The organism is Polaribacter batillariae (assembly GCF_017498485.1).
Taxonomy (GTDB): domain Bacteria; phylum Bacteroidota; class Bacteroidia; order Flavobacteriales; family Flavobacteriaceae; genus Polaribacter; species Polaribacter batillariae.
The window spans coordinates 971343-996147 of the sequence record NZ_CP071795.1; the positions used below are offsets into that span (position 1 = coordinate 971343).

General features: G+C 32.0%; 23 protein-coding genes and 2 pseudogenes. 24 read left to right on the forward strand and 1 reads right to left on the reverse strand.

The annotated features are described in order from the left end of the window. The first annotated feature begins 4 nt into the window (after nt 1–4). The 24 genes and pseudogenes from JL193_RS04245 (at nt 5) to JL193_RS04355 (ending at nt 23533) form a co-directional block, all read left to right on the forward strand. The gene (locus tag JL193_RS04245; protein WP_207972637.1) at nt 5–856 is read left to right on the forward strand and encodes a fumarylacetoacetate hydrolase family protein; all 852 of its coding nucleotides are present in this window, start codon (nt 5–7) and stop codon (nt 854–856) included. Then, nucleotides 856–1686 (forward strand): amidohydrolase family protein, encoded by an 831-nt coding sequence (locus JL193_RS04250; RefSeq protein ID WP_207972638.1) that lies wholly within the window; start codon nt 856–858, stop codon nt 1684–1686. The genes JL193_RS04245 and JL193_RS04250 overlap by 1 nt, the downstream gene beginning before the upstream one ends. Nucleotides 1687–1690: 4 nt before the next feature. Continuing rightward, a complete protein-coding gene (locus JL193_RS04255; RefSeq protein ID WP_207972639.1) occupies nt 1691–2470 on the forward strand; it encodes an L-fucose dehydrogenase in 780 nt (259 codons plus the stop codon). A 2-nt stretch (nt 2471–2472) separates the two neighbouring features. Further along, entirely contained in the window at nt 2473–3813 is a 1341-nt protein-coding gene (gene fucP, locus JL193_RS04260; RefSeq protein WP_207972640.1) for an L-fucose:H+ symporter permease, read from the forward strand. 18 nt (nt 3814–3831) lie between these two features. Next, entirely contained in the window at nt 3832–4173 is a 342-nt protein-coding gene (locus JL193_RS04265; RefSeq protein ID WP_207972641.1) for an L-rhamnose mutarotase, read from the forward strand. A 2-nt stretch (nt 4174–4175) separates the two neighbouring features. Next, nucleotides 4176–5324 (forward strand): alpha-hydroxy acid oxidase, encoded by a 1149-nt coding sequence (locus JL193_RS04270; protein WP_207972642.1) that lies wholly within the window; start codon nt 4176–4178, stop codon nt 5322–5324. A 37-nt stretch (nt 5325–5361) separates the two neighbouring features. After that, a complete protein-coding gene (locus JL193_RS04275) occupies nt 5362–7143 on the forward strand; it encodes an alpha-L-fucosidase (protein ID WP_207972643.1) in 1782 nt (593 codons plus the stop codon). After that, on the forward strand, nt 7136–8560 hold the full coding sequence (locus JL193_RS04280) for a sulfatase (protein ID WP_207972644.1): 1425 nt from the start codon (nt 7136–7138) through the stop codon (nt 8558–8560). Before JL193_RS04275 ends, JL193_RS04280 begins: the two co-directional genes overlap by 8 nt. Beyond that, nucleotides 8557–9429 carry a sugar phosphate isomerase/epimerase family protein gene (locus JL193_RS04285; RefSeq protein ID WP_207972645.1) on the forward strand — a complete coding sequence of 291 codons (873 nt, stop codon included), beginning with the start codon at nt 8557–8559 and terminating at the stop codon, nt 9427–9429. The genes JL193_RS04280 and JL193_RS04285 overlap by 4 nt, the downstream gene beginning before the upstream one ends. Nucleotides 9430–9581: 152 nt before the next feature. Beyond that, a complete protein-coding gene (locus JL193_RS04290; protein ID WP_207972646.1) occupies nt 9582–9929 on the forward strand; it encodes a hypothetical protein in 348 nt (115 codons plus the stop codon). A gap of 21 nt (nt 9930–9950) precedes the next feature. After that, nucleotides 9951–10697 carry a glycoside hydrolase family 5 protein gene (locus JL193_RS04295; RefSeq protein WP_207972647.1) on the forward strand — a complete coding sequence of 249 codons (747 nt, stop codon included), beginning with the start codon at nt 9951–9953 and terminating at the stop codon, nt 10695–10697. Between the two features lie 17 nt (nt 10698–10714). Then, nucleotides 10715–10981, forward strand: a pseudogene (locus JL193_RS17450) (cellulase family glycosylhydrolase); the annotation flags it as partial. A 120-nt stretch (nt 10982–11101) separates the two neighbouring features. After that, complete coding sequence (locus JL193_RS17115) at nt 11102–11854, forward strand: T9SS type A sorting domain-containing protein (protein WP_243456909.1); 753 nt, start codon at nt 11102–11104, stop codon at nt 11852–11854. A gap of 12 nt (nt 11855–11866) precedes the next feature. Beyond that, nucleotides 11867–13078: a T9SS type A sorting domain-containing protein gene (locus JL193_RS04305; protein WP_207972648.1), complete on the forward strand. Its 1212-nt coding sequence runs from the start codon at nt 11867–11869 to the stop codon at nt 13076–13078. Nucleotides 13079–13089: 11 nt separating this feature from the next. Beyond that, nucleotides 13090–15666 carry a DUF8693 domain-containing protein gene (locus JL193_RS04310; RefSeq protein ID WP_207972649.1) on the forward strand — a complete coding sequence of 859 codons (2577 nt, stop codon included), beginning with the start codon at nt 13090–13092 and terminating at the stop codon, nt 15664–15666. 28 nt (nt 15667–15694) lie between these two features. After that, nucleotides 15695–15871 (forward strand): hypothetical protein, encoded by a 177-nt coding sequence (locus JL193_RS04315; protein WP_207972650.1) that lies wholly within the window; start codon nt 15695–15697, stop codon nt 15869–15871. A 170-nt stretch (nt 15872–16041) separates the two neighbouring features. Then, nucleotides 16042–16698: a TetR family transcriptional regulator C-terminal domain-containing protein gene (locus JL193_RS04320; RefSeq protein ID WP_207972651.1), complete on the forward strand. Its 657-nt coding sequence runs from the start codon at nt 16042–16044 to the stop codon at nt 16696–16698. A gap of 10 nt (nt 16699–16708) precedes the next feature. Then, nucleotides 16709–18014 (forward strand): annotated as a pseudogene (locus tag JL193_RS04325) (ABC1 kinase family protein). Further along, nucleotides 18014–18631 carry a flavin reductase family protein gene (locus JL193_RS04330; protein ID WP_207972652.1) on the forward strand — a complete coding sequence of 206 codons (618 nt, stop codon included), beginning with the start codon at nt 18014–18016 and terminating at the stop codon, nt 18629–18631. Before JL193_RS04325 ends, JL193_RS04330 begins: the two are co-directional and overlap by 1 nt. Before the next feature lie 11 nt (nt 18632–18642). Then, nucleotides 18643–20064, forward strand: a complete 1422-nt coding sequence (locus JL193_RS04335; RefSeq protein WP_207972653.1) for an SDR family oxidoreductase — start codon at nt 18643–18645, stop codon at nt 20062–20064. Nucleotides 20065–20066: 2 nt separating this feature from the next. After that, nucleotides 20067–20207: a DUF2256 domain-containing protein gene (locus tag JL193_RS04340; protein WP_207972654.1), complete on the forward strand. Its 141-nt coding sequence runs from the start codon at nt 20067–20069 to the stop codon at nt 20205–20207. Continuing rightward, on the forward strand, nt 20177–21487 hold the full coding sequence (locus tag JL193_RS04345) for a DASH family cryptochrome (RefSeq protein ID WP_207972655.1): 1311 nt from the start codon (nt 20177–20179) through the stop codon (nt 21485–21487). Before JL193_RS04340 ends, JL193_RS04345 begins: the two co-directional genes overlap by 31 nt. Before the next feature lie 140 nt (nt 21488–21627). Then, nucleotides 21628–23112, forward strand: a complete 1485-nt coding sequence (locus tag JL193_RS04350) for a cryptochrome/photolyase family protein (protein WP_207972656.1) — start codon at nt 21628–21630, stop codon at nt 23110–23112. Next, nucleotides 23105–23533 (forward strand): deoxyribodipyrimidine photo-lyase, encoded by a 429-nt coding sequence (locus JL193_RS04355; RefSeq protein WP_207972657.1) that lies wholly within the window; start codon nt 23105–23107, stop codon nt 23531–23533. The genes JL193_RS04350 and JL193_RS04355 overlap by 8 nt, the downstream gene beginning before the upstream one ends. On the opposite strand, the gene JL193_RS04360 is transcribed toward JL193_RS04355, so the two are convergent. Further along, a complete protein-coding gene (locus JL193_RS04360) occupies nt 23499–24797 on the reverse strand; it encodes an IS1380 family transposase (RefSeq protein ID WP_207971324.1) in 1299 nt (432 codons plus the stop codon). The two genes, JL193_RS04355 and JL193_RS04360, sit on opposite strands and share 35 nt — an antisense overlap. Nucleotides 24798–24805: the final 8 nt, after the last annotated feature.

Genomic DNA, 24805 nt, shown 5'->3' on the forward strand with positions numbered 1-24805 from the left:
TAAAATGAAACTCATAAGATTCGGAGCAGAAGGAAACGAAAAAGCAGGACTTCAATTAGAAAATAAAAGAATAGATGTTAGTGCTTTTGGCGAAGATTATAACGAACATTTTTTTGAAACAGACGGCTTAAAACGTTTAAAAGAATGGTTAAAAACAAACGAATCGAATTGTCCAGCGATTAATAATGCTGTAAGATTAGGTTCGCCAATCGCAAGACCTTCAAAAATAGTTTGTGTAGGATTAAATTATGCAAAACACGCAGAAGAAGCAGGCATGCAAATACCAAAAGAACCTGTATTATTCTTTAAATCTACCACCGCAATTGTGGGGCCTAACGACAATGTTGTAATTCCTAAAAATAGTACAAAAACCGATTGGGAAGTAGAATTGGCCATTGTAATTGGTAAAAAAGCATCGTATATAAATATAGAAGATGCAGAAGATTACATTGCAGGTTATGTTTTACATAACGATGTTTCGGAACGTGCTTTTCAAATAGAAAAAGAAGGCCAATGGTGTAAGGGAAAAGGCTGCGATACATTTGCACCTCTTGGACCGTTTTTGGCTACAAAAGAAGAAATAAAAGACCCTAATCATTTAGAGTTATGGTTAGAAGTGAATGGCGAGCGTTTACAACATTCTTCAACATCCGACTTTATTTTTAACGTACAAGAAGTAGTTGCATACATCAGTCAATACATGACCTTATTACCTGGAGACGTTATTTCTACAGGAACACCTTTTGGCGTAGGTTTAGGCTTCAATCCACCAAAATATCTAAAACCAGGTGACGTAATGCGTTTAGGAATTGAAGGTTTAGGCGTTTCAGAACAAAAAGCAGTAGCATACAAATAATGAGAATAGACGCACATCAACATTTTTGGCAATTTAATCCGCAAAGAGATATGTGGATTACAGATGAAATGGCTGTGCTTCAAAATAATTTCTTACCTAAAGATCTAGAACCTTTACTGCAAAAACATCAATTTAATGGTTGTGTGGCAGTACAAGCAGCTACTTCAGAAAAAGAAACTCAATTTTTGTTAGATTTAGCTAAAAAAAATAAGTTTATAAAAGGTGTGGTAGGTTGGCTAGATTTGTGTAATGGAAATATTCAAGAACGACTAAGTTATTTTTCATCTTACAAAAACTTAAAAGGTTTACGACATATTGTACAAGCAGAACCCAATGGTTTTATGTTACGCAAAGATTTTCAAAAAGGTATTTCTGCTCTAGAAAAACACAATTTAACCTACGATATTTTAATATTTCCACATCAATTAGAAGAAGCTATTGAGTTGGTTACTTCTTTTCCGAAACAAAAATTTATTTTAGACCATTGTGCAAAACCGTACATTAAAGATAAAAAAATAACGGTTTGGAAAAAGCATATCGAAAAATTAGCCTCCTTTAAAAATGTAGCCTGTAAAGTCTCTGGTTTGGCCACAGAAGCCGATTGGAGCACATGGAAAAAAGAAACCATACAACCATATCTTAATGTGGTATTCGATTCTTTTGGCACCAAAAGAACCCTTTTCGGAAGCGATTGGCCAGTAAGCTTATTAGCTGGAGATTATACAAAAACAGTAGGTTTAATAGAAAACTATATTTTACAATTTTCTAAAATAGAACAGCAACAAATAATGGGATTGAATGCCAAAGACTGGTATTCTTTAAACAACTAAAAATATGGATTTAAAGCTTAAAAATAAAGTAATTATTGTTACTGGTGGCTCAAAAGGCATTGGTAATGGCATCTGTAATTTGTTAGCAGAAGAAGGTGCTATTCCTGTAATTGTTGGTCGAAATAAACAAAATGTTTTAGACGCTGTTCAAAAAATAAAAAACAATGGTGGTAAAGCCTTTTATGCTTTCGCAGAATTAACAGATAAACAAGCTTGTGAAGATGCTGTAAACACTGTAATTAAAGAATTTGGTCGTATTGACGGATTGGTAAACAACGCTGGCGTTAACGATGGTGTGGGGTTAGAAAACGGAAATTACGACGATTTTATGACCTCAATACAACGAAATGTAACGCATTATTATGCAATGGCACATTTTGCGTTGCCGGAACTTAAAAAAAGCAAAGGTGCAATTGTAAACATAGGTTCTAAAACTTCGGTTACAGGCCAAGGAGGAACCTCTGGTTATGCAGCTGCAAATGGGGCAAGAAACGCACTAACCAGAGAATGGGCTGTAGAATTACTACCTTACAGCATACGTGTAAATGCAGTTATTGTGGCAGAATGTTTTACACCATTGTATAAAAAATGGCTAGATACATTTCCAAACCCTAAAGAAAAATTAAATAAAATTACAAAAAATATTCCTTTGGAAAACCGAATGACAACTGCTATAGAAATTGCAAATTCGGTTGCTTTTTTATTGTCAGAAACCTCTAGCCATACTACAGGCCAATTATTTTTTGTAGATGGTGGATATACTCATTTAGATCGCTCAATATAATTATGAAAAACACTACAAAAACACCAGTCGTATCCAAAAAGGTATTGATTCCTTTTATTTTAGTAACATCTTTATTTGCGCTTTGGGGCTTTGCAAATGCAGTTACAGACCCTATGGTTAATGCTTTTAAAAAAGTATTAGAATTAACAAACACCCAAGCTTCGTGGGTTCAAATGGCTTTTTACGGTGGTTACTTTTGTATGGCATTACCCGCAGCTTTGTTTATGCGTAAATATTCTTATAAAGTTGGGGTATTAATAGGTTTAGGGTTATACGCTGTTGGGGCTTTATTATTTTATCCTGCAGCCATTACAGAACAGTTTTGGTTTTTCTGCCTAGGGCTATATGTTTTAACCTTTGGTTTGGCGTTTTTAGAAACTGCAGCAAATCCTTATATTTTAGCAATGGGTGCAAAGGAAACAGCAACACAACGTTTAAATTTAGCGCAATCTGTAAATCCTGTTGGATTAATTGCTGGACTACTAGTCGCTAAATTTTTTGTGTATGACAAACTGCAATCAGACGATATTGTAAATTTTAGTGCTTTAGACGAAACAAAAAGAGCCTTAATTAGAGTCTCTGATTTGGCCGTAATTAGAGATCCATATGTAATATTAGGATTGGTTATTTTAGCGGTATTCGTTTTATTTTTAGTAAATAAAATGCCACAATCAAAAGAAGAAGGAACAATGCCTAGCTTAAAAGATACTTTTAAAAAACTTTTAGGCAATAAAAAATATGTTTTAGGTGTAATTGCTCAAATATTGTATGTGGGAGCTCAAATTATGACATGGACTTATATTTACCAATATGCAGAAGCGATCGATTTAGCAAATGCAAATGTGGTTGGCTATGAAAAAATTAACGTATTTACTTACCAATTTATAGCATTTGTGTTATTTACTTTAGGTCGTATCGTAGGAACAGCAATGCTACGTTTTATGAGCCCTGGCAAATTACTAATGTCTTTTGCATTGCTCGCAAGCATTTTTGTTTTAATGGCTATATTTATTGAAGGTATTTTCGGTTTATATGGTGTTGTAGGCATATCTTTTGCCATGTCTCTAATGTTTCCAACTATTTACGGAATTGCATTAAATGACTTAACAGAAGAACAATCTAAAGTAGGCTCTGCAGGATTGGTCATGGCCATTGTTGGGGGTGCATTACTGCCAATGCTACAAGGGGTAATTATAGATGCTGGAGGAAGAGGCGTTGCAGACACCAAAATTATGGGGGTTTCAGAAATTAATTTCTCTTTTATTTTGCCTTTAATTTGCTTTGCTTATATCGCTTGGTATGGTTTAACCGTGTTTAAAAAACACGAAACAATAAATCGTTAAATATATACAGTTTACAAAATGAAAGGTTTAAAAAGACATTGTTTTGCGTTAGATTTAGTTGATGATCCTGTACTTATAGCCGAATATAAAAAATATCATGAAAAAATATGGCCAGAAATTACTGCTAGTATTAGAAACGCTGGTATAGAAAACTTAGATATTTACTGTGTAGATAATCGATTGTTTATGATTATGGAGGTAAATAGTACTTTTTCTTTTGAAAAAAAAGCAATGATGGATGCTAAAAACCCAAAAGTACAAGAATGGGAAACTCTTATGTGGACATATCAACAAAAATTACCAACATCAAAACCTAACGAAAAGTGGCGATTGATGGAGCATATTTTTCAATTAGAATAAAAATGAATTTAGAATACAATACAAAATACCCATCAGTTGATGATTTGCGTAAAAAAGCAAAAAAACGCATTCCAAAATTTGCTTTCGAATACCTAGATGGTGGTTGTAACGACGATGTAAACCTTCATAAAAACACAAAAGAAATTAGAGACGTAGAATTAATTCCTAAGTACTTAGACCCACATGGAGGTTCTACATTAAAAACAGCACTTTTTGGCCATACATACGATGCTCCTTTTGGAATTGCTCCTGTTGGCTTGCAAGGCTTAATGTGGCCCAATGCACCAGAAATTTTAGCAAAATCGGCTCACAAACATAACATTCCGTTTATTTTAAGCACTGTTACAACTAGCAGTATCGAACGCATTAGCGAAATTACAGAAGGAAAAGCGTGGTTTCAATTATATCATCCTACAGAAGACCGTTTACGAGACGATATTATCAAACGAGCAGAAGCCGCACATTGCCCTGTGTTGGTTATTTTATGCGATGTACCTACATTTGGGTTTAGACCCAGAGATATTAGAAACGGTTTGGCAATGCCACCAAGAATGTCGTTATCGAACATTCTTCAAGTTTTAGGAAAACCAGAGTGGACATTTAACACCTTAAAATATGGGCAACCTAATTTTGAAACCTTAAAACCCTACATGCCTAAAAATCTCGATTTAAAACAACTAGGCTTATTTATGAATAATACTTTTTCTGGACGTTTAACGGAAGAAAAAATTAAACCAATTCGCGATATGTGGAAAGGTAAAATTGTCTTAAAAGGAGTCGCTACTGAAGCAGATACAGAAACTGCAATTCAATTAGGCTTAGATGGAGTTATTGTTTCGAATCACGGAGGAAGACAATTGGATGCAGGAGAATCAACCATAAAACCATTAACAAGAATTGCCGAAAAATATGGAAATCAAATTAAAGTAATGATGGATAGTGGCATGCGCTCTGGCCCAGATATTGCCAGAACATTAGCCAGTGGTGCAGCATTTACTTTTATGGGACGCAGTTTTATGTATGGTGTTTCTGCTTTAGGAAAAAAAGGTGGCGACCACACAATCGCTATCTTAAAAACACAATTGCAACAAGTTATGGAACAAGTTTGTTGTGAAAACGTAAAAGATTTTAATCAATTTTTAAAAAAATAATTAAACTATTTTTTAGTTTTAGAGTCTTATATAAAGTATGAAGAAATATACACTACTTCTATTATTTATATACGTTTCATTAAATAATGTCGCTCAAAAACAGCAACCCAGCTATAAAGATCAATGGCAGTTTGCTGCCAAAGATTCTAGTTTTTATGTAACTGCAGAGCAACAAAAAGAACTCTATGCTACAGAAACAGAAATAGAATGGTTTAAAGACGCCAAACTCGGTATTTTTGTGCATTGGGGACCCGCCTTATTAAAAACAAATGTGTTGAGTTGGGGCAGAAATGGAGAAAGACCTGGAGCAGGAAAACCCGCTAAAAATGGTATAAAACCAGTAATTTACGATAATCTTTATAAAAAATTCGACCCAAAAAATTTTAATGCAGACAAATGGATGCAACAAATAAAAAATTGGGGTGCAGAATACATTGTATTTACAGCAAAACATCATGATGGCTTTGTGTTTTTTGATGCAAAAAATACAGAATATAGTATTATGAATACGCCTTATGGAAAAGATATTTGTAAACAATTGGCTGATGCTGCACATAAAGCAGGTGTAAAATTATTTTGGTATTATTCGCAACCAGATTGGTTTCATCCAGACAATCTTCGAGAAAAACACTACGAAAATTATTTGCCTTACATGAAACAACACATCCAACAATTATTTACAAAATATGGTAAAATTAACGGTGTTTTTTGGGATCATTTAGCAACAAAATATTGGCAATGGGATTCGTATCACATCTTAAAAGATCTAAAAAAATGGCAACCAGGAATTATAAGCAATGCCAGAGTGGGTTTTGGTTGGCCTTTGGAAGATCGAGGAGATTACGACACTCCAGAACAAAGTTTAGGCCCCGTAAATCATCATAGATACTGGGAAGCCTGCTTAACCATGACAGACAAATGGTTGTACAGCCCAAAAGGCCCCATAAAACCATATGAAACTGTGTTAAGTATGTTAATTCAGGTTGCAGGAAATGGCGGAAACTTACTATTAAATTTAGGCCCAAATGGAAAAGGAGAATTTGTAGAAAAAGAAGTTGTTGAAGTAGAAAAACTTGGAAATTGGATTAAAAAATACGGAAACACCATTAAAAACACACGTCGTGGAATTTATATTGGTGGCGATTATGGCGCATCCACTCAAATTGGCAACAAATTGTACATTCATGTTTTGCAAAAAAGAGCAAACAATACAGAAGTTGCTATAGTATTACCTCAACTGCCAACAAAAATAATAGCAGCAAAAGGCATTACAGAAGGCTTCAAAAATCACGAAATTAAAAACGGAAAACTCATTCTTCATTTTGATAAAAATTTAGATAACATTGTTGAGTTGACTTTGGCTGAAAATCCTAATCAATTTGAAAGAATTGAAACCTGGAAAGCCAAACCAATTTCTAAAGAAGAATTTATCGTTTCTGAATCTTCCTTCTTAGATAAAAATAAAAAAGGAACTGTTATTTACAACACCAAAGGCAATGTGTTTAGCGAAGGAATTCATCTAAAAAAATGGTGGGAACCTAGAAAAGACGATAAAAATCCTAGTTTAAGTTTAGATTTTACATCAGCAAAAAAGGTAAATACGGTTTTATTAAGTGAAAATATGCGTTCGCATTGTGTCCGTGATTTTACAATTGAAACAAAAGACAAAAATGGCAATTGGAATACTATTTATAATGGCAAAACAATTGGCGAGGGTTTGCGAATAAAACTGAATGGAAATGCTATTTATGGAATTCGTTTAAACGTATTCAAAAACACAAAAGCAATTCAAATTACAGCATTTAATAGTTATGAATAAGTTGGTATTGGCCTTTTTATCGTTTTTTACTCTCTACTCTTGTAAGGCTCAAGATGCAACATCAATTAAACAAAAACCCAACGTCGTTTTTATTTTGGCGGATGATTTGGGTATTAATGCCCTAAACTGTTATGGCAATACTTTGGTAGAATCGCCAAATATCGATACACTTTTTTCTGAAGGCATGCATTTTACAAACGGCTATTCGAACGACCCAACTTGTGCCCCTTCTAGAGCATCCATAATTTCAGGCCAATATGTGCCAAGACACAAAGTCTATAGGGTTGCAGACAGGTATAAAAAAGATAAAAAAACATTGAAAGCCATGCAGTTTTTACCACCAGAAATTAATAAAGTAAAAGGTTCTGGAGCTGGTTTAAGTTTAGATAAAATAACCATTGCAGAAGCATTGAAAAGTAATAATTACACAACATCTGCCTATGGTAAATGGCATTTAGGTAAAAACGAATTGCAGATAAAAAATCAAGGTTTTGATGAAGGTTATGAAATTACAGGGCATTACAACTTTAAAACATCGCCAAATCAAACAGATTTAGACAATACTTTGTATTCTGCTGATGTAATTACTGAAAAAACAATTGAATTTATCAAAAAAGCAAAAGCAGCTAACAAGCCATTTTTTGCCTATGTTCCTTATTATTTAGTGCACAAACCTTTGCAACCAAAGCCTGAATATGTATCTTATTTTAAACAAAAACTAAAAGACCATAAAGAGGTTGGTAACGATGAGGTTAAGGTGCTAGCGATGATTAAAAGTTTAGACGATAGTGTGGGGCAATTATTGCAAACCTTAAAAAAATTAGGTTTAGAAGACAATACAATTATCGTTTTTACTAGTGATAATGGACATTATAAAACCGAAAGTAATATTTTTAATCAGCCTTATAAAGGTGTAAAAGGAGAAACTTTTGAAGGCGGTATTCGTGTTCCGTACATTTTTAAATGGAAAAACAAAATTAAAGCAGGCTCAAAATCAACAGAACCCATTATTCACGTAGATATTTACCCAACATTGTTAGGTTTAACCCAAACACCAAAACCCACAAATTATATTTTAGATGGCGAAGATATTTCGCCTATATTATTCCAAAAAACATCAAAAACCAAAAGAGATGCCTTAATTTGGCAATACACCAACTATGCAAGATGGAACGAGAAGAAAAAAGAATTTGCCAGTGAATGGGTAAATGTGATTCAAATGGATGGTTATAAAATGACAGAAGTTATAGAAAGTGGTAAATATAATTTATACAATCTAAAGAACGACCCTTATGAAACAATTGAAATTTCCAAAAAAAACCCACAAATTATTTCAAAAATGAAAAAAAGACTGGAAACATGGAAATTAAATACAGAATACCAAAAGCCTGTAAAAAACCCTAAATACAAATTATGAATGTATTAAAAAAAGCTGTTTTTGTATTGCTAGTTGTTTTTTTATCAAGCTGTAAATCCGATAAAAAGGAAGCATCTAAATTGTTTAAAAAAGAAAACTTAATTCCTTGGTCTATCGTTGGTTTCGACGTAAAAGAGCGTACACCAAAGCAGCGTTTAGAAATGTTAGAACGTTTAGGGTACAAACAATATGCTTATGGTTATCGCCCTAAACATTTGCCTACCATGGCACAAGAATGGCAGTTGGCAGCTCAAAAAAACATAAAACTCTCTGCAGTTTGGCTTTATGTAAATTTATATAAAGATAGTATTGGTGCCTTAAGACCCGATGCAGAAGCTGTTTTTAAAAATCTAGAAAAAGTAGGCTTAAAAACTCAAATTTGGGTGGGTTTTTATCCAGAATATTTTAATGACTTAACAGATGCAGAAGCTTTAAAACAATCTGTAAACATGATATCTTATTTGTCTAAAAGAGCAAATAAATTAGGTTGTAAAATAGCATTGTACAACCATGGAGGTTGGTTTGGGAAGCCTCAAAACCAACTTCGAATTATAAAAGCGTTGCCAAATGAAGATTTAGGAGTTGTGTTTAATTTTCATCATGCACACGATTCTTTAGATAATTATCACGAAAACATAAAAAGCTTGTTACCCTACTTATGGTCTGTAAGTTTAAATGGAATGAAAGCAGAGGGTCCCAAAATAATTACTATTGGAAAAGGAAACCTAGAAAAGCAAATGATTCAACAATTAATTGACTTAAATTACAGAGGCCCTTTTAACCTTTTAGGACACGTAAAAGGAGGTGATCCTGAGGTTATTATCGAACAAAACTACCAAGGTTTGCAATTGCTGTTTTCTAAAAAATAATGCAAAATCTTTACAAAAACAGTCGTTTTTTTGCAATTTCCAGTAGAATTCACTCATTTAATACCTTTACTGACAATTATTAAACCTTAAATTTATATTATAGATAGATATTTACATTCATAATATTTAAAAACAATAAATAAATTTAAGTCATGAAAAAAATTACTTTTTTATTCGTCCTTTTTTTAGGGTTGTCGTTCACAACTTTTTCACAATCAAAGAAAGAGGTATTAAGAGTTAAAACTAAAGCTACTGAAATTACCAACAAATTAAATGACAGAATTGTAAAAGGCAATGCCAATGTAGCACTATCTGAAGAACAAAAAGTTGAAATCATTAAAATTCATACAGAAAGAATTAATGCTTTAAAAAAATTAGGCAAAGATGCTAGTAAAGAAGAAAAAGACAAACTTAATAAATCTTACTATAAAAAGATTTTTTCAGAAATTCTTACAAAAGAGCAAATAAAAGCCCAAAGAAAAAAAAGTAGAAAAAAATGATAATCTCACAAAGATTTTACCATGCAAAAACTGTTTTCTTTAGTTTCGCTATTATTTTTTCTCTTTACGGGGTTTACCATTGCCCAAATTGCTCCTAACCAAATGGTAAAAAATATGGGAAGAGGCATAAATATTGGCAATGTACTTAGTGCTCCTGTAGAAGGAAACTGGGCACCTGTGCTACAAAGAACCTACATACAAGACGTTGCAACTGCAGGCTTTACCAATGTAAGAATACCAATGGATTTTTTTGGGAGTAGAACTTCTGGAGATACATCTATATATTCTAAAAGTGCGAATACATCTGCATCTTACACTGGTACTTCTAAAGACTATGTTGTAAATGCTTCTTATTTAGATAGAATTGAAACCGTTATTAACTGGGCTTTAAACGAAAATCTTATTGTTATTTTAGATTTTCATGGAGCCAAACTAAAAGAAGAATTTTTAGATACTTTTGATGCTTCTTATAAACCAGCTTTATACACCCATCCAACCTCAGCAAAACGTGTAGCTGATAATCAAAAGTTTAGAGCTATTTGGACGCAAATTTCCGAACGTTTTAAAGACTATTCCTATAATTTATTGTTTGAAATTGTAAACGAACCTTATTTTAGAATGTTTGCCACAGAAATGAATGTTTTAAATACAGATATTATAAATATTATAAGAAACTCCGGAAACAATAATGTTGCTAGAAATATTATAATTACAGGGGTGGTGCTAATTCTTGGCAAGCACCATTACAAATTTCATCAACTATTTTAAACAGCGATTCTTACTTAATACCAACGTTTCACTATTATAGACCTTTTAATTTTACTAGTTCTTCTAAAGAGAAATTTACAGATAACGATTGGGGAACTACGGATGATAAAGCAATTGTAGATTCTGAATTTGATCAAGTAAAAACCTGGGCAACAAACAACAACGTTCCTATTTTTTTAGGGGAATTCTCCGCAGACAATGTTTGTGGTTATAATTATGTAAAAGGCAAATGTGGCAACTTTGGCGGGCCAGATAAAGCCTCTAGAATTGCTTACCACGAGTATTTAGCAGAAGCTGCTATCAGTAGAGGTTTTAGTTTTGCAGCTTGGGATGCAGGAGACAAAGCAGAAAAAACAGTCTATAAAGTAACAGACAGAACTTGGGTTGAAGAAATTAAAAATGTTTTGCTTGGCACCTCTGTAAGTACATGTATTAACAACGAATTAATTAAAAATACAGATATAGAATGCGGAGCAAACCACATATGGCATCTCTTTACACAAAATAATGCAGTAGCCTCATTAACAGAAGCCACACCTAACAATAGTAAAAACAACAAATCTTTAAATGTAAATGTTACAAATGCTGGCAATAGCTTTAATGAGGTAATCTTAAAAAATAGCACGATTAATAATGATACCTTTTCTAATAAAACTATTGAAGTTAGTGTATTTGCAAAAGCATCTACACCTCAACAACAATTTAAATTTCGAATAAAAACAATTTCAAATGGTGTAGCAACATTCAATGCTTCCAATAGTTTTAGCGTATCCAGTACAAATTTCGAACAATACAAGTTTAATTTTACCATACCTTCTAACACAACAAGTATAGAATTTCAGGTTTTGTGTGGCAAAATTTCAGGAGAATATTATTTCGATGATTTTTCTATACAAGGAAAAGTGCTAAGTGTCGAAAATGTTTCGAGTGCTAAAAATATTTTTAAAACATATCCTAACCCCGTAAATCAATATTTAAACGTAGAATCTTCAAAAAAAATAAAAAAAATAATTCTTTACACAATTAATAACAAACATTTCGAACTTGAAATTTTGCACAATCGCATAGATTTAACTAAATTTAACACCGGAGTTTATTTTTTAAGAACTTTTTTTGAAGATAACACATTCAATCATTCGAAAATCGCAATCAATTAAAACCTTATTCATATGAAGAAAATTACTTTATCAGCATTCTTTTTATTCTTAAGCACCATTGGCTTTTCGCAAGTAGTAAATGGTACCTTTGACACAGACATAAATGGCTGGGTTTCTCAAAATTCTGGAACTATTTCTCATGAAGCTTCAGAAGGAGCAACCGCAAATGGTTCTTTAAAAATTATAGCTACATCGCTTCAAAACTCTGGGGCAAAAATAGATCCCAATATCACACTTACGCAAGCTGGTAATTACCTTCTTAAATTTAAAGTAAAAGGAACGAAAGATTCTCAAATTCGTGGAGATGTTTTTCAAGGTAGTTTCTTTGGAGGTGCTGTTTATACAATTAAAGCAACTGACGTTTGGGAAGAATATGTAACAACTTTTAACGGCTTAACAACAGACCCACTTAACCTTAGAATTATTGCAAGAACAGGTAATGCCACTTATTTAATAGATGATGTTGAGTTACTGGAAACTACAACAGAAGATATGTTTGTTACAAACGGAGATTTTGAAACAGGTTCTTTAGATGGATGGACAAATAATGGAGCAGATGTAAGTTTAACTTCTGGTACAGGAAACGGAAGTACTACAGCTGCAGTATTAACATTTACTCAAGACATTACAACATTTAATTTTTTAGATAACGATGAGTACGATTTTGGTCAAACAGTTAACCCTTCTAGTATTTCTATAAGTTTTGATGCAAAATCAAATAATACAGCAATAGAATTACAAGTGGTTTTTAGAACCTTAGATGCTTCTGGCGCTGTTTTAGAAACAGCAAATACAGGTAAAAAAACAGTAACTGTTGCAGATACCTGGGAAACAATTACATTTAATAAACCAATTACAAAACCATTTCATAAAATTCAAGTTAGGCTTAAAATTAACGAATCTTCAACCGCTTTTACAGGAGATACTGTAACTTTCGATAATGTTAGTTCTCAGTTTTCTCATGTGGTTTTAGGGGTAGAAGATAATAAATTTGCTACAGATGTATCTGTATATCCAAACCCAAGTAATGGTATTGTAAATATTAAAACAAAAGCACAATTATCTTCTGTACAGTTATTTAATTTAATTGGTAAAAAAGTATTTGAAATCAATAAATTTAATAATCAATCATTAAATTTTTCTCAATTTAGCAAAGGTATGTACTTACTAAGGTTAATTGACGAAAATAATAACACAAAAACACAAAAATTAATTATTAACTAAAAACAAAAATTATGAAAAAAGTTTTACTTATTCTCTTAACAGTCTTTTCTGTAAATTTTTATGGACAAGATGTTGTTTATAATTTCAATTCAGATACAGAATCCTTTACACAAGGTGGTTTTCCAAGTTTTGCATATAATGCAAACGGTTTTGTAACTACTGGCGATGCAACTACATTTACAGGCGGTTTTCAGCAAATTAGAACACCTGAAGGCTTAAATTTATCAGAAACAAAGTATAGAGTGATAAGAATTGTGGTTGAAAATTCTACTGCAAATTCTGAATGGCAAATTATGAATTATCAACCTGGAAGTACGGCAGGTAATACAGCTGGTAGAACAGATTTTACAATAACACCTGTTGCTGCTGGTTCAGGATTTACTACTTATGATATTCCAATTACCGTAAAAACAACTACACCTGATGGTATAATAGATAGAATTGCCATTAGAGCAAAACAAGGTAATGCCTACGATTGGTCAGCAGGAGGAGAATTAAAAGTTGCACAAATAGTAATTATTGATACTGATAACTGGCTTTCTAATCCAGATTTTGAAACTATGACAAACTGGACAGCTAATGGTCCTGATATTACAGGAGGTTATACTACTACAGATCCTATAATAGGTTCACAATCAGGAACAGTTACCTTTACACAAAATGCAACATCAGGAGGTAATTGGTTAGAAAACGACATCTATGACTTTGGAGAAACTGTAGGCCTAACAGGAGATGAAATGACCATAAATTTTTGGGCAAAGTCGTCAAGAGCCGGAATTAATGTAAGAGCTAGATGGCAATTTTATGATGCTGGAGGTTCACTTATAGGTTCTGCTCAATTTTCAGGTGTAACTGCTGTAGCAGCTGCAGATACATGGCAAGAAATATCAATTACCAAAACAGGTCTTACAGATGACTTCAATCAGATTAAATTAAGTTTAGGTGTTCACAATAATGGAACTGTTCCACAATCAGGAGATGTAATCACTTTTGATTTTATAACAACTGATTTAAATACCTTTACAACAAGTAATTCTTGGACTGGTAGTACAGATTCAGACTGGGCAACTACAGCTAACTGGACAAATGGTATTGTTCCAATAGCAACAGCAGATGCAGACGTTCAAGTAAGTGCCAACAACCCAGTAATTGGAGCAACTACAGGTGCAACAGTTAATAATTTAACGATAGATGCTGGAGCTTCTCTAACCATTAATTCTGGAGGTTCTTTAATAGTATCAGGAACCTCTACAGGAGAGGTAACTTACAACAGAAACATTACAACTCCTGCTCCAACTGGAGATACTTCTATAGATAATTTAGAAGGTTGGCATTTAATGTCTTCTCCTGTTAACGGACAAGCTTATGGTGGTGCTACAACTTGGTTTACTGATAATAATATCGCTAGTGGTACTGGAGCCAATAGAGGTGTTGCTACCTATAATAATACTGTAGCTTCAAACAACTGGGCATATTCTACAGGAACTGCTGCTACTTTTAATACCGGAACAGGATATTCTATAAAAAGAACGACTACAGGCGATGTTTCTTTTACAGGAACTTTAAATACTACGAATATTACAGATGTTACAATTAGCACACAATCTGGTGCAAGCGGAACCGATTTTAATCTAATAGGCAACCCTTTTACTGCTTATGTGAATGCTAAAACTTTTTTAGAATTGGCAGCAAATACAGCTTTATTAGATTCTGAAACAATTTGGGTTTGGAATCCATCTTCTAAAAACTACGATGCAAAATTATCTGGAGACGTAACACCTTTTAAAATTGCTCCTGGACAAGCTTTCTTTGTAAAAGCAAAAGCAGCAACTGGTAATGGAGATGTAACTTTTGAAACCTCTTCTTTAAGTCACGATACAGATACTTTCTTAAAATCTGTTGGAAAACCAGAAATAATAGTAAATATTAAGGATGGAGACGTAACAAGATATGCAAAAGTAAGATACCAAAATGGTAGTACTTTAGGTTTTGATAATGGATATGATGGAGAAACTTTTAACGGAGTTCCAAATAATATAGATATTTTTAGTAAGTTATTAGAAGGTAATCAAAGTAAAAATTATCAAATACAATCATTACCTAATAGTAATTTAGAAGACATGGTAATTCCTTTAGGAGTTTTCACTAAAACTGCAAAAGAAATTACTTTTACAGCAGAAGCACTAAATTTACCTACAGACTATAAAGTATTTTTAGAAGATAGAGAAAACAATACTTTTACTCGTTTAGATGAAGTAAATTCAGAATACAAAACAAACGTAGCTGCTGGTAATATAGAGGGGCGTTTTTATATACACGCTAAAACTTCTTCTGTTTTAAGTGCAGACCAAGAAATTTTAAACACCGTTAACATATATACTTCTAATAATAATCTTAAAGTAGTTGGTTTACAAAAAGGAACATCAACAATTTCTTTATTCAATATTTTAGGAAAACAAGTTTTAAACACTTCTTTTGAAGCTTCAAACGTAAATAACATTGCGCTACCTAAATTAGCAAAAGGAGTTTACATTGTAAAATTACAAGCAGAAAACGCAAAGTTATACAAGAAAATAATTTTAGAATAACTTACGAGAACATCAAAAACGCAACATCATGAAGAAACATATAAATAACAAACAAAAAAACGAAAAAATTTCTCGTAAAGATGCTCTTAAAAAGATTGGTAATTACGGAAAATACGCAGCCTTAACTGCATTAGGCACCTATATGATTTTAAATCCACAGAAAGCCCAAGCACAAAGCCCAGAAGCTCCTGGTACAGGATTTTAAAAGACTTTTACAATAAAAATAACTCAAAAAACCAAGAACAGCCGTTCTTGGTTTTTTTTATACCACTAATCATTTAAAATGCCCCGAATAAAATCAATTTAACAAAATATTATTGTTTAACAATTTATTAATTTTATTAAACATTCGTATCTTTACATAAATTCTATATTATGGCTCGAAAAAAAAACATCACAAAAGATCAGTTAATTAATTGGTACATGGAGTTTGTACTTGAAAACAACCATCAACCAAAATCCGTTTTTAGTTTTGCAAAAGAAAATAATTTTGAAGAAAGTGATTTCTACAAATTTTATGGTTCTTTTGAAGCTATTGAAGAAGCAATTTTTTCAGAATTCTTCCATCATACCATAAAGATTTTACATAAAAGCGAAGAGTTTGAGAATTATGATGCTAGAAATAAGCTACTCATTTTCTATTTCACCTTTTTTGAAATATTAACAGCAAACAGAAGTTACGTGGTTTATGCACTAGAAGATAGTAAAAAAGATATTAAAAAATTAAAATCTTTAAAGAACTTACGTAAACAATACACCCAATTTGTTGAAGATTTAAATATTGAAAGAATTGAATTAAAACAAGAAACATTAGAGAAAATTCAAAATACTTCTATCAAAGAATCTTCGTGGATGCATTTATTAATAACTTTAAAGTTTTGGTTAGATGATACTTCTCCATCTTTCGAAAAAACAGATATTTTTATTGAAAAGTCAATCAATGCTCGTTTCGATTTAATGGATATAAAACCCTTAAAAAGCATCATCGATTTTGGAAAATTCATTTTAAAAGAAAAAGTGAATTTCTACTAAATAAAAAGCCATGAAAACCATAGATTCCATACCAACATCAAAAATGCAACGCGCCAGTAAATTAGTAACTACAGGTGCAAAAATAGGCGTAAATTATTTAAAATATTATGGAGATAAAATTACCAAAACAGAAGTTGAAGCCAAAGCAAGATTAAATGAAAATAATGCAGAAGATATTTACGATGGCTTAAAAAAATTAAAAGGAAGTGCCTTAAAAGTAGCCCAAATGTTAAGCATGGAAAAAAGCATTTTGCCACAAGCTTATGTAGAAAAGTTTTCACTATCTCAATTTTCTGTACCACCACTATCTCCTGCTTTAGTTACAAAAACTTTCAAAAAATATTTTGGTAAAAATCCGAATGAGATTTACGATAAATTCGATACTGTTTCTGTAAATGCCGCAAGCATTGGTCAGGTGCATAAAGCCGAAAAAGATGGCAAAAAACTGGCGGTTAAAATTCAGTATCCTGGAGTTGCAGAAAGCATCGCATCCGATTTGGCTTTGGTAAAACCTATTGCCATTAAAATGTTTAATATTAGAGGAAAAGATTCCGATAAATATTTTAAAGAGGTTGAAAACAAATTGGTTGAAGAAACCAACTATGTTTTAGAAGTTGAGCAAAGTAAAGCAATTGTAGATGCTTGTAAACATATACCAAATTTAAATTTTCCTAATTATTATCCAGAATTATCTTCAGACAGAATTATTACGATGGATTGGATGAATGGTGTACACTTATCTGAATTTAAATTTAAAAACCAAGAAGTTGCCAATAAATTAGGTCAAGCTCTGTGGGATTTTTACATGTTTCAAATTCATAACTTACAAAAAGTACATGCAGATCCGCATCCTGGAAATTTCTTAATTTCTCCAGAAAATGAGTTGATTGTAATTGATTTTGGATGTATGAAAACCATTCCTAACGATTTTTATGTTCCTTATTTTGAATTATCAAAAAAAGAAAACTTAGCAAATGCAGCATATTTTGAACAAAAATTATACGAATTAGAAATTTTAAAAAAAGAAGATTCTAAAGAAGAACTTATCTTTTTTAAAGCCATGTTTCACGAAATGTTAAGCCTTTTTACGCAACCTTTCCACCAAGAAACTTTCGATTTTTCTGACGAAGTATTTTTCGGAAAGCTTTCTGAATTAGGTGCAAAATATTCTAAAAGTACAGAGTTAAAAAAACATGAATGGAAATAGAGGCTCTAAACACTTTATTTACATCAACAGAACCTTTTTTGGTTTGTATAATTTAATGCACGATTTAAAGGCAAAAAACATAAAAATCGATAACTACAAATCTCTATAATGGCATTTTTCAATAGAAAAAACATCGATCGATTAGACAAAATTTATAAAATAAATTTAATAAATAGTTGCTCTGGTTTTAAATCTGCAAATCTTTTGGGTTCTATTTCTACAGATGGTAAACCCAATGTTGCCATTTTTAGCTCTGTAACACACTTAGGCTCCAATCCGCCAACTTTGGGCTTTATTTTAAGACCAACCACGGTTCCTAGAAATACGTACAAGAACATAAAAGAAACCGGGTTTTTTACCATCAACCATATTTTTGAAGATATTATTGAAGACGCGCATCATACTTCAGCAAAATATCCAGAAGAAATATCAGAATTTGATAAGACCAATTTAAAAGAAGAATATAAAGGAAACTTTAAAGCACCTTTTGTAAAAAACAGTCCTGTTCAAATGAGTATGAAATTTATTGAAGAAATTTATGTACCCTCGAATGATGTGATGCTTATCGTTTCTCAAATTGAAGAATTGTATATAAAAGATGCGCTTTTACAAGATGATGGTTTGGTAAACTTATCGTTGGCAAACGTGGCAACTATCAACGGTTTAGACACCTATGCAATTCCACAATTTAAGAAGCAATTGCCATACCAGAGACCCAAAAAATAACTATAAACGCTATGAAAATTCTTGTTACAGGAGCAACTGGTTACATTGGTAAAAGATTAATTCCTTTATTATTAAATGATGGACACAGTGTTGTTTGCCCTGTTAGAGACTTTAAAAGAGCCGAAAATTACTTCAAAGAAAAAGAAAATATAATTCTTGTTGAAGCCGATTTTTTAGATGCAGACAGCCTAAAAAACATACCAAAAGATATCGATATTGCTTATTATTTAATTCATTCGATGTCTAATTCTGCCAAAGAATTTCATATTTTAGAAAAAAAATGCGCTTTCAATTTTAAACGATTTGCAAAAACAACAAACTTAAAACAAACCATTTATTTAAGCGGAATTACAAACGACACCAAACTGTCTAAACATTTATTATCAAGAAAAAATGTCGAAAACACCTTAGCTTCTAACAAATACGCGTTAACCACCTTTAAAGCAGGTATAATTGTGGGTTCTGGAAGTTCTTCCTTTGAAATTATTAGAGATTTGGTTGAAAAACTACCCGCAATGATTGCCCCCAAATGGCTAAATACCAAAACACAACCCTTAGCCATTAGAGATGTATTATCATTTTTACACAAGGCGCTTGGTAAAAAAGAATTATACAACACTTCTTACGACATTTTTGGTCCAGAAATATTGACTTATAAAGAAATGTTATTACAATTCGCAGACGTAAGAAAACTAAAGAGAACCATCATTACAGTTCCTGTAATGACACCTAAACTATCTTCTTATTGGTTGTATTTCGTAACATCTACTTCTTATAAATTAGCGAGTTCTTTGGTAAATTCTATGGGTGTAGAAGTTATAGGAAAAAAGAGTGACATTAATAAAATTTTGGACGTAAACCCAATGACATACAAGAAAGCTGTAAAATTGGCCTTCAAAAAAATTGAGCAAAATAGCATCGTTTCTAGTTGGAAAGATTCTTATGTAAGCAGTGGTAAGTTAAAAAATTATGTACACGAGTTTATCAATGTTCCAGAATATGGTTGTTTTAAAGATTTTAAAAAGAGAAAAGTAACAAATAAAGAACGAACCTTAAATAAAATTTGGGCAATTGGTGGAGATACTGGCTGGTATTATGGAACCTTTTTATGGAAAATAAGAGGATTTATAGATCAAATTTTTGGTGGTGCAGGTTTACGAAGAGGAAGAAGACACCCAACAGAACTTTATGCTGGAGACGCTTTAGATTTTTGGCGAGTTATTTATGCTGATAAAGAAAAAGGCAAACTCCTACTCTATGCAGAAATGATTTTACCAGGAGAAGCCTGGCTAGAGTTTAAAATCGAAAACGATATTTTATATCAAACCGCCACTTTTAGACCTCATGGATTGGCTGGTAGATTGTATTGGTATGCAGTAATGCCTTTCCATTGGTTTGTATTTAATGGAATGATAAACAACATTAACAAGTAGTTTTGAAAAAACAACATCTTCCTGAAAAAATATGCTTGGTTTGTGAGAAACCATTTACTTGGCGAAAAAAATGGGAAAAAAATTGGGAAGAAGTAAAATATTGTAGCGAAAAATGCAGGAGAAACAAGAAAAAACAGGTTTAGTTTGGTTTCGTAATAATTTACGAGTAAATGACAATATCTCTTTAAAAAAAGCAACAGAAAATCATAAGAACGTAATTGCAGTTTATTTTTTTGATCCAAAATATTTTAAAATTGATGAGTTTGGGTTCCAAAAAACTGGAAAATTTAGAGCAAAGTTTTTAATTGAAACAATTACCGATTTACAAAAAAATCTTTCTGATGTAAACATTATACTCCTTACCTATTCTGATGCTCCAGAAGATAAAATTCATGCAATTTGTAGCGAATTTTCTATTGACACCATATACACTCAAAAAGAATGGACAAAAGAAGAAGTTGATACCAATAATTTAATAAAGAATACGTTACCTGAAAATGTTTCTTTTATCGAAGATTATGACCAGTTTTTATATCATCCAAATACAGTTGTAACAGATTTTTCTAAAATTCCGAATGTATTTACACAATTCAGAAAAAAGTTAGAAAAAAAAGTGAAAATTCAAGAATTGAATACTACTCAAAAGCTCTCGGATACTAATTTAATTGAAAATAACACAAAAATTCCAACTTTAACAGAGTTAGGTTTTCAAAATTTTAAAAAAAACGAAAAAACTGCTTTCCCTTTTTCCAGTGGCGAAAATTCGGCATTAGAAAGACTAAACAATTACTTTTTTGAAACTAAAAAAGTTGCTTTTTATAAAAAAACCAGAAACGGTTTAGTTGGTACAGATTATAGTACAAAATTTTCTGCTTGGTTAGCAAACGGAAGTATTTCAGCAAAAACTATTTATTGGAAAATGAAAGAATTTGAAGCTGAATTTGGCGCAAATCAATCTACTTATTGGGTAATTTTTGAATTGATTTGGAGAGACTATTTTAAATACATTTCCTTAAAGTATCATTCAAAAATCTTTAAAATTGGTGGAGTTTTAGAAAAAGAATATCATTGGAATACCGATTTAGAAATTATTCAAAAATGGATTGATGGAAAAACAGAAGACGATTTTGTAAACGCCAACATGATAGAACTAAAAGAAACTGGCTGGATGAGCAACAGAGGAAGACAAAATGTTGCCTCATATTTTGCCAAAGAATTACTACAAGATTGGCGAATTGGCGCTGCTTATTTCGAATCGTTGTTAATAGATTGCGATGTGCATAGTAATTATGGAAACTGGATGTATGTTGCTGGTGTTGGAAATGACCCAAGAGATCGAAAATTCAACACAAAATTACAAGCAGAACGTTATGATGCGAATCATAAGTTTAGAAAATTATGGTTGCAAAAAACCTTGTTTTAAGGTTATTAAAATTAGTGTCTCCTCGAGCGCAGTCGAGAGGTTTTTTTAAGTTATTTGAATTTTAAATTAGATCTCGACTGCGCTCGACCTGACAAAATTTAATCACATTAAAAACTATTGAATAGAAAACATTATTTTTTATGAAATCAAATGAAATACATATTATTTTTCCGCATCAACTTTTTAAAACTTCCAAAGTATTAGCTAAAGTGGATGATATTATTATAGTTGAAGAATATTTGTTTTTCAATCAGTATAAATTTCATCAACAAAAAATTGCTTTTCACAGAGCAAGTATGAAATCTTATGCGGACTTTTTAACCGAAAAAGGAAAAAAAGTAAGTTATATAGAGGCTAAAAATGAGTTGAGTGATGTTCGAAAATTACTCCCAAAATTATCAAAAGACGGTGTTTCTAAAATCCACATTATCGACCCAACAGACAATTGGTTAGAAAAACATATTCATCAATCTAAAGAAGATTTAGAATTAATTTGTTACGATAATCCTTTATTTATCAATACAAAAGAAGAGTTATCAACTTTTTTTAAACCTACAAAAAAGAAATTTTTCCAGACTTCATTTTATAAAAGTGAAAGAAAAAATAGAGATATTTTAATGGATGGAAAAAACCATGTTGGTGGTAAATTAACTTTTGATGATGAAAACAGAAAGAAATATCCGAAGACAAAAACACCTCCAATAATTCAGTTTCCTGCGCAAAATAAATATCACAAAGAAGCTACAAAATATGTAAATGAAAACTTCTCAAAAAACTACGGAAAACTAAACGAATTTTTAGTGTATCCTATCGATTATAAATCTGCCCAAGAGTGGTTACAACAATTTTTTGAAGTACGTTTTCACGAATTTGGTGCTTATGAAGATGCAATTGTTAGAGAAGAACATTTTTTGAATCACAGTTTATTATCTCCTTTAATAAATATAGGTTTATTAAATCCAAAATATGTTATTGACCAAGCTATAGAATTTTCAAAAAAAAATGATGTTCCTATAAATTCTACAGAAGGTTTTGTGCGTCAAATTTTAGGTTGGCGAGAATTTATAAGAGGTGTTTACGAAGTAAAAGGAACTGAAGAACGCACCAAAAACTTCTGGAAATTCAGTAGAAAAATACCAAAATCTTTTTATGATGGTACAACTGGCATTCAACCTATAGACGATGTGATTAAAAAAGTAAATAAAACTGCTTACGCACATCACATAGAACGCTTAATGATTTTAGGGAATTTTATGGTCTTGTGTGAGTTTGACCCAGATGAAGTTTACCAATGGTTTATGGAACTTTTTATTGATGCTTACGATTGGGTTATGGTACCCAATGTTTATGGAATGAGTTTATTTGCAGATGGAGGATTAATGAGTACCAAACCTTATATAAGTAGTAGTAATTACATCATGAAAATGAGCAATTACAAAAAAGGCGATTGGCAAAAAACTTGGGATGGTTTGTTCTGGACTTTTATGGACAAGCACAGAGATTTCTTTTTAAGCAACCCAAGATTGGGAATGCTAATAAGAACTTTCGACAAAATGAATCAAGATAAAAAAGAAGCACATTTCGAAAACGCTAAATTATTTTTAAATCAATTAGACCATGAGTAACAGAGAAGAAATAAATATTGTTTGGTTTAAACGCGATTTAAGAATTCAGGATAACGAAGCGATTTACAATGCGCTGGCCTCAAAAAAAAGAGTTCTTTTTATATACGTTTTTGAAAAATCACTACAAGATGACATTCACTATAGTGAGCGTCATTGGAATTTTATAAAACAATCTTTAGTAGATTTAAATGAAGATTTAAAAAAATATGACTCAGAAATACTATGTGTTTCATCAGAAATAAATACCACATTTAATCAACTTTTAAACACCTATAAAATAAATACTGTTTTTTCGCATCAAGAAACAGGTTTGTTACTAACATACAATAGAGATAAAGATTTTGCACGATTTTGTAGAAACAACTCCATTAAACCCGCATTATGCATTAGGAATACACAAAAGGAGGACTTAAATCATTAATTTGGGAGAATAAGCCATCCATCCAAGGTCTTTTTTTAGTGTTTAAAGCAATCTTTAAGACCTTTCTGTTAGCATGATTTACTGTCCAAGCTCCTAATGCAAAGCAATAGACTTTTAGGGTTTTTAAAGTTGCTCGATTATGATGATTTAAGGCAAAATGTCTAAACAAACTCATTAGGTTATAAGCCACCATAATGAATCTAAAGGAAGCCTCAGTTGCCCAAAAATCCTTTAAACAAAAGTTATCTAATCCAAAGTCTTCTTTGAGTTCTTTGATTCTGTTTTCACAATCAGCTCTGGTGTTGTAGATATTCCAAACTTGGTCTAGCGGTAAATCTAGATTGGTTACATAGCAACTAAAACGATAACCAGGCAGATCATCAAAAAGTAATTTTCCAGCTGCTTTTGGACGATCTTCTACTTTCTTTTTTATGACAATATAGCGCCTTGACTTACCATCTGTATGGTTAAAAATCATCTCATTAAGCTCAATTCCTTTTGTGAGTTCTATCCAATTATCCAAACCCCAAACTGCATTTTTTATATTTGGGTACATACGTGCTGCCATAATGTAATTGAGTTGTTTGCCTTCTAGATAATCTAATAAATCTTGTGTGTAAAAACCACTATCTGCACGAACTAAACCAACTCTTTTGTCCTTTAAAGCTTCATTGAAGGTTTCTTCCATAAACTCTTTACAGCTACTACTATCTGCTGTATTGCCTGGTCTTAACCAAGCATTGGCAACCATTCTGGTTTGGCTTACAAAGGCCATTAATGGGTGATGTGAGTTCCTGCCTTTTTTATTGGGATTATAACCTTTTGCGCTACCTTGTTGCTCTCCATATCTTGTAATAACTGTGCTATCAAAATCTATAGTTAAGTTGTCAACATCTAATTGCTTGAAAAACCAATGTTGCAACTTTGGAAATACTTCTGTATTGCGCTTTTGAGAAAACTTGCCAAAAAAACGACTATAGGTACTTTGTGATGGCATACGATTCCATCCAAAAATATCTTGCAATGTGCTATCATAACGTAACCAATCACAATGGATATAACGAGAAGCTCCTGTCCAAATACTCAACCAAAAAGCTTCAGTTATATGTGCAGGATTATAACCTGCATTAGAGCTTGGTTGAGGTAAATCTAATTGTGCTAGTTGTTCTCTAATTTCTGTTTGATCAATAAAACGCTTCATTAAGCTCATCCCTCCAAAAGGGGTGACTTTCTTACTTGAATACTCAATAGGGAGATTAACCATTTGGGTTA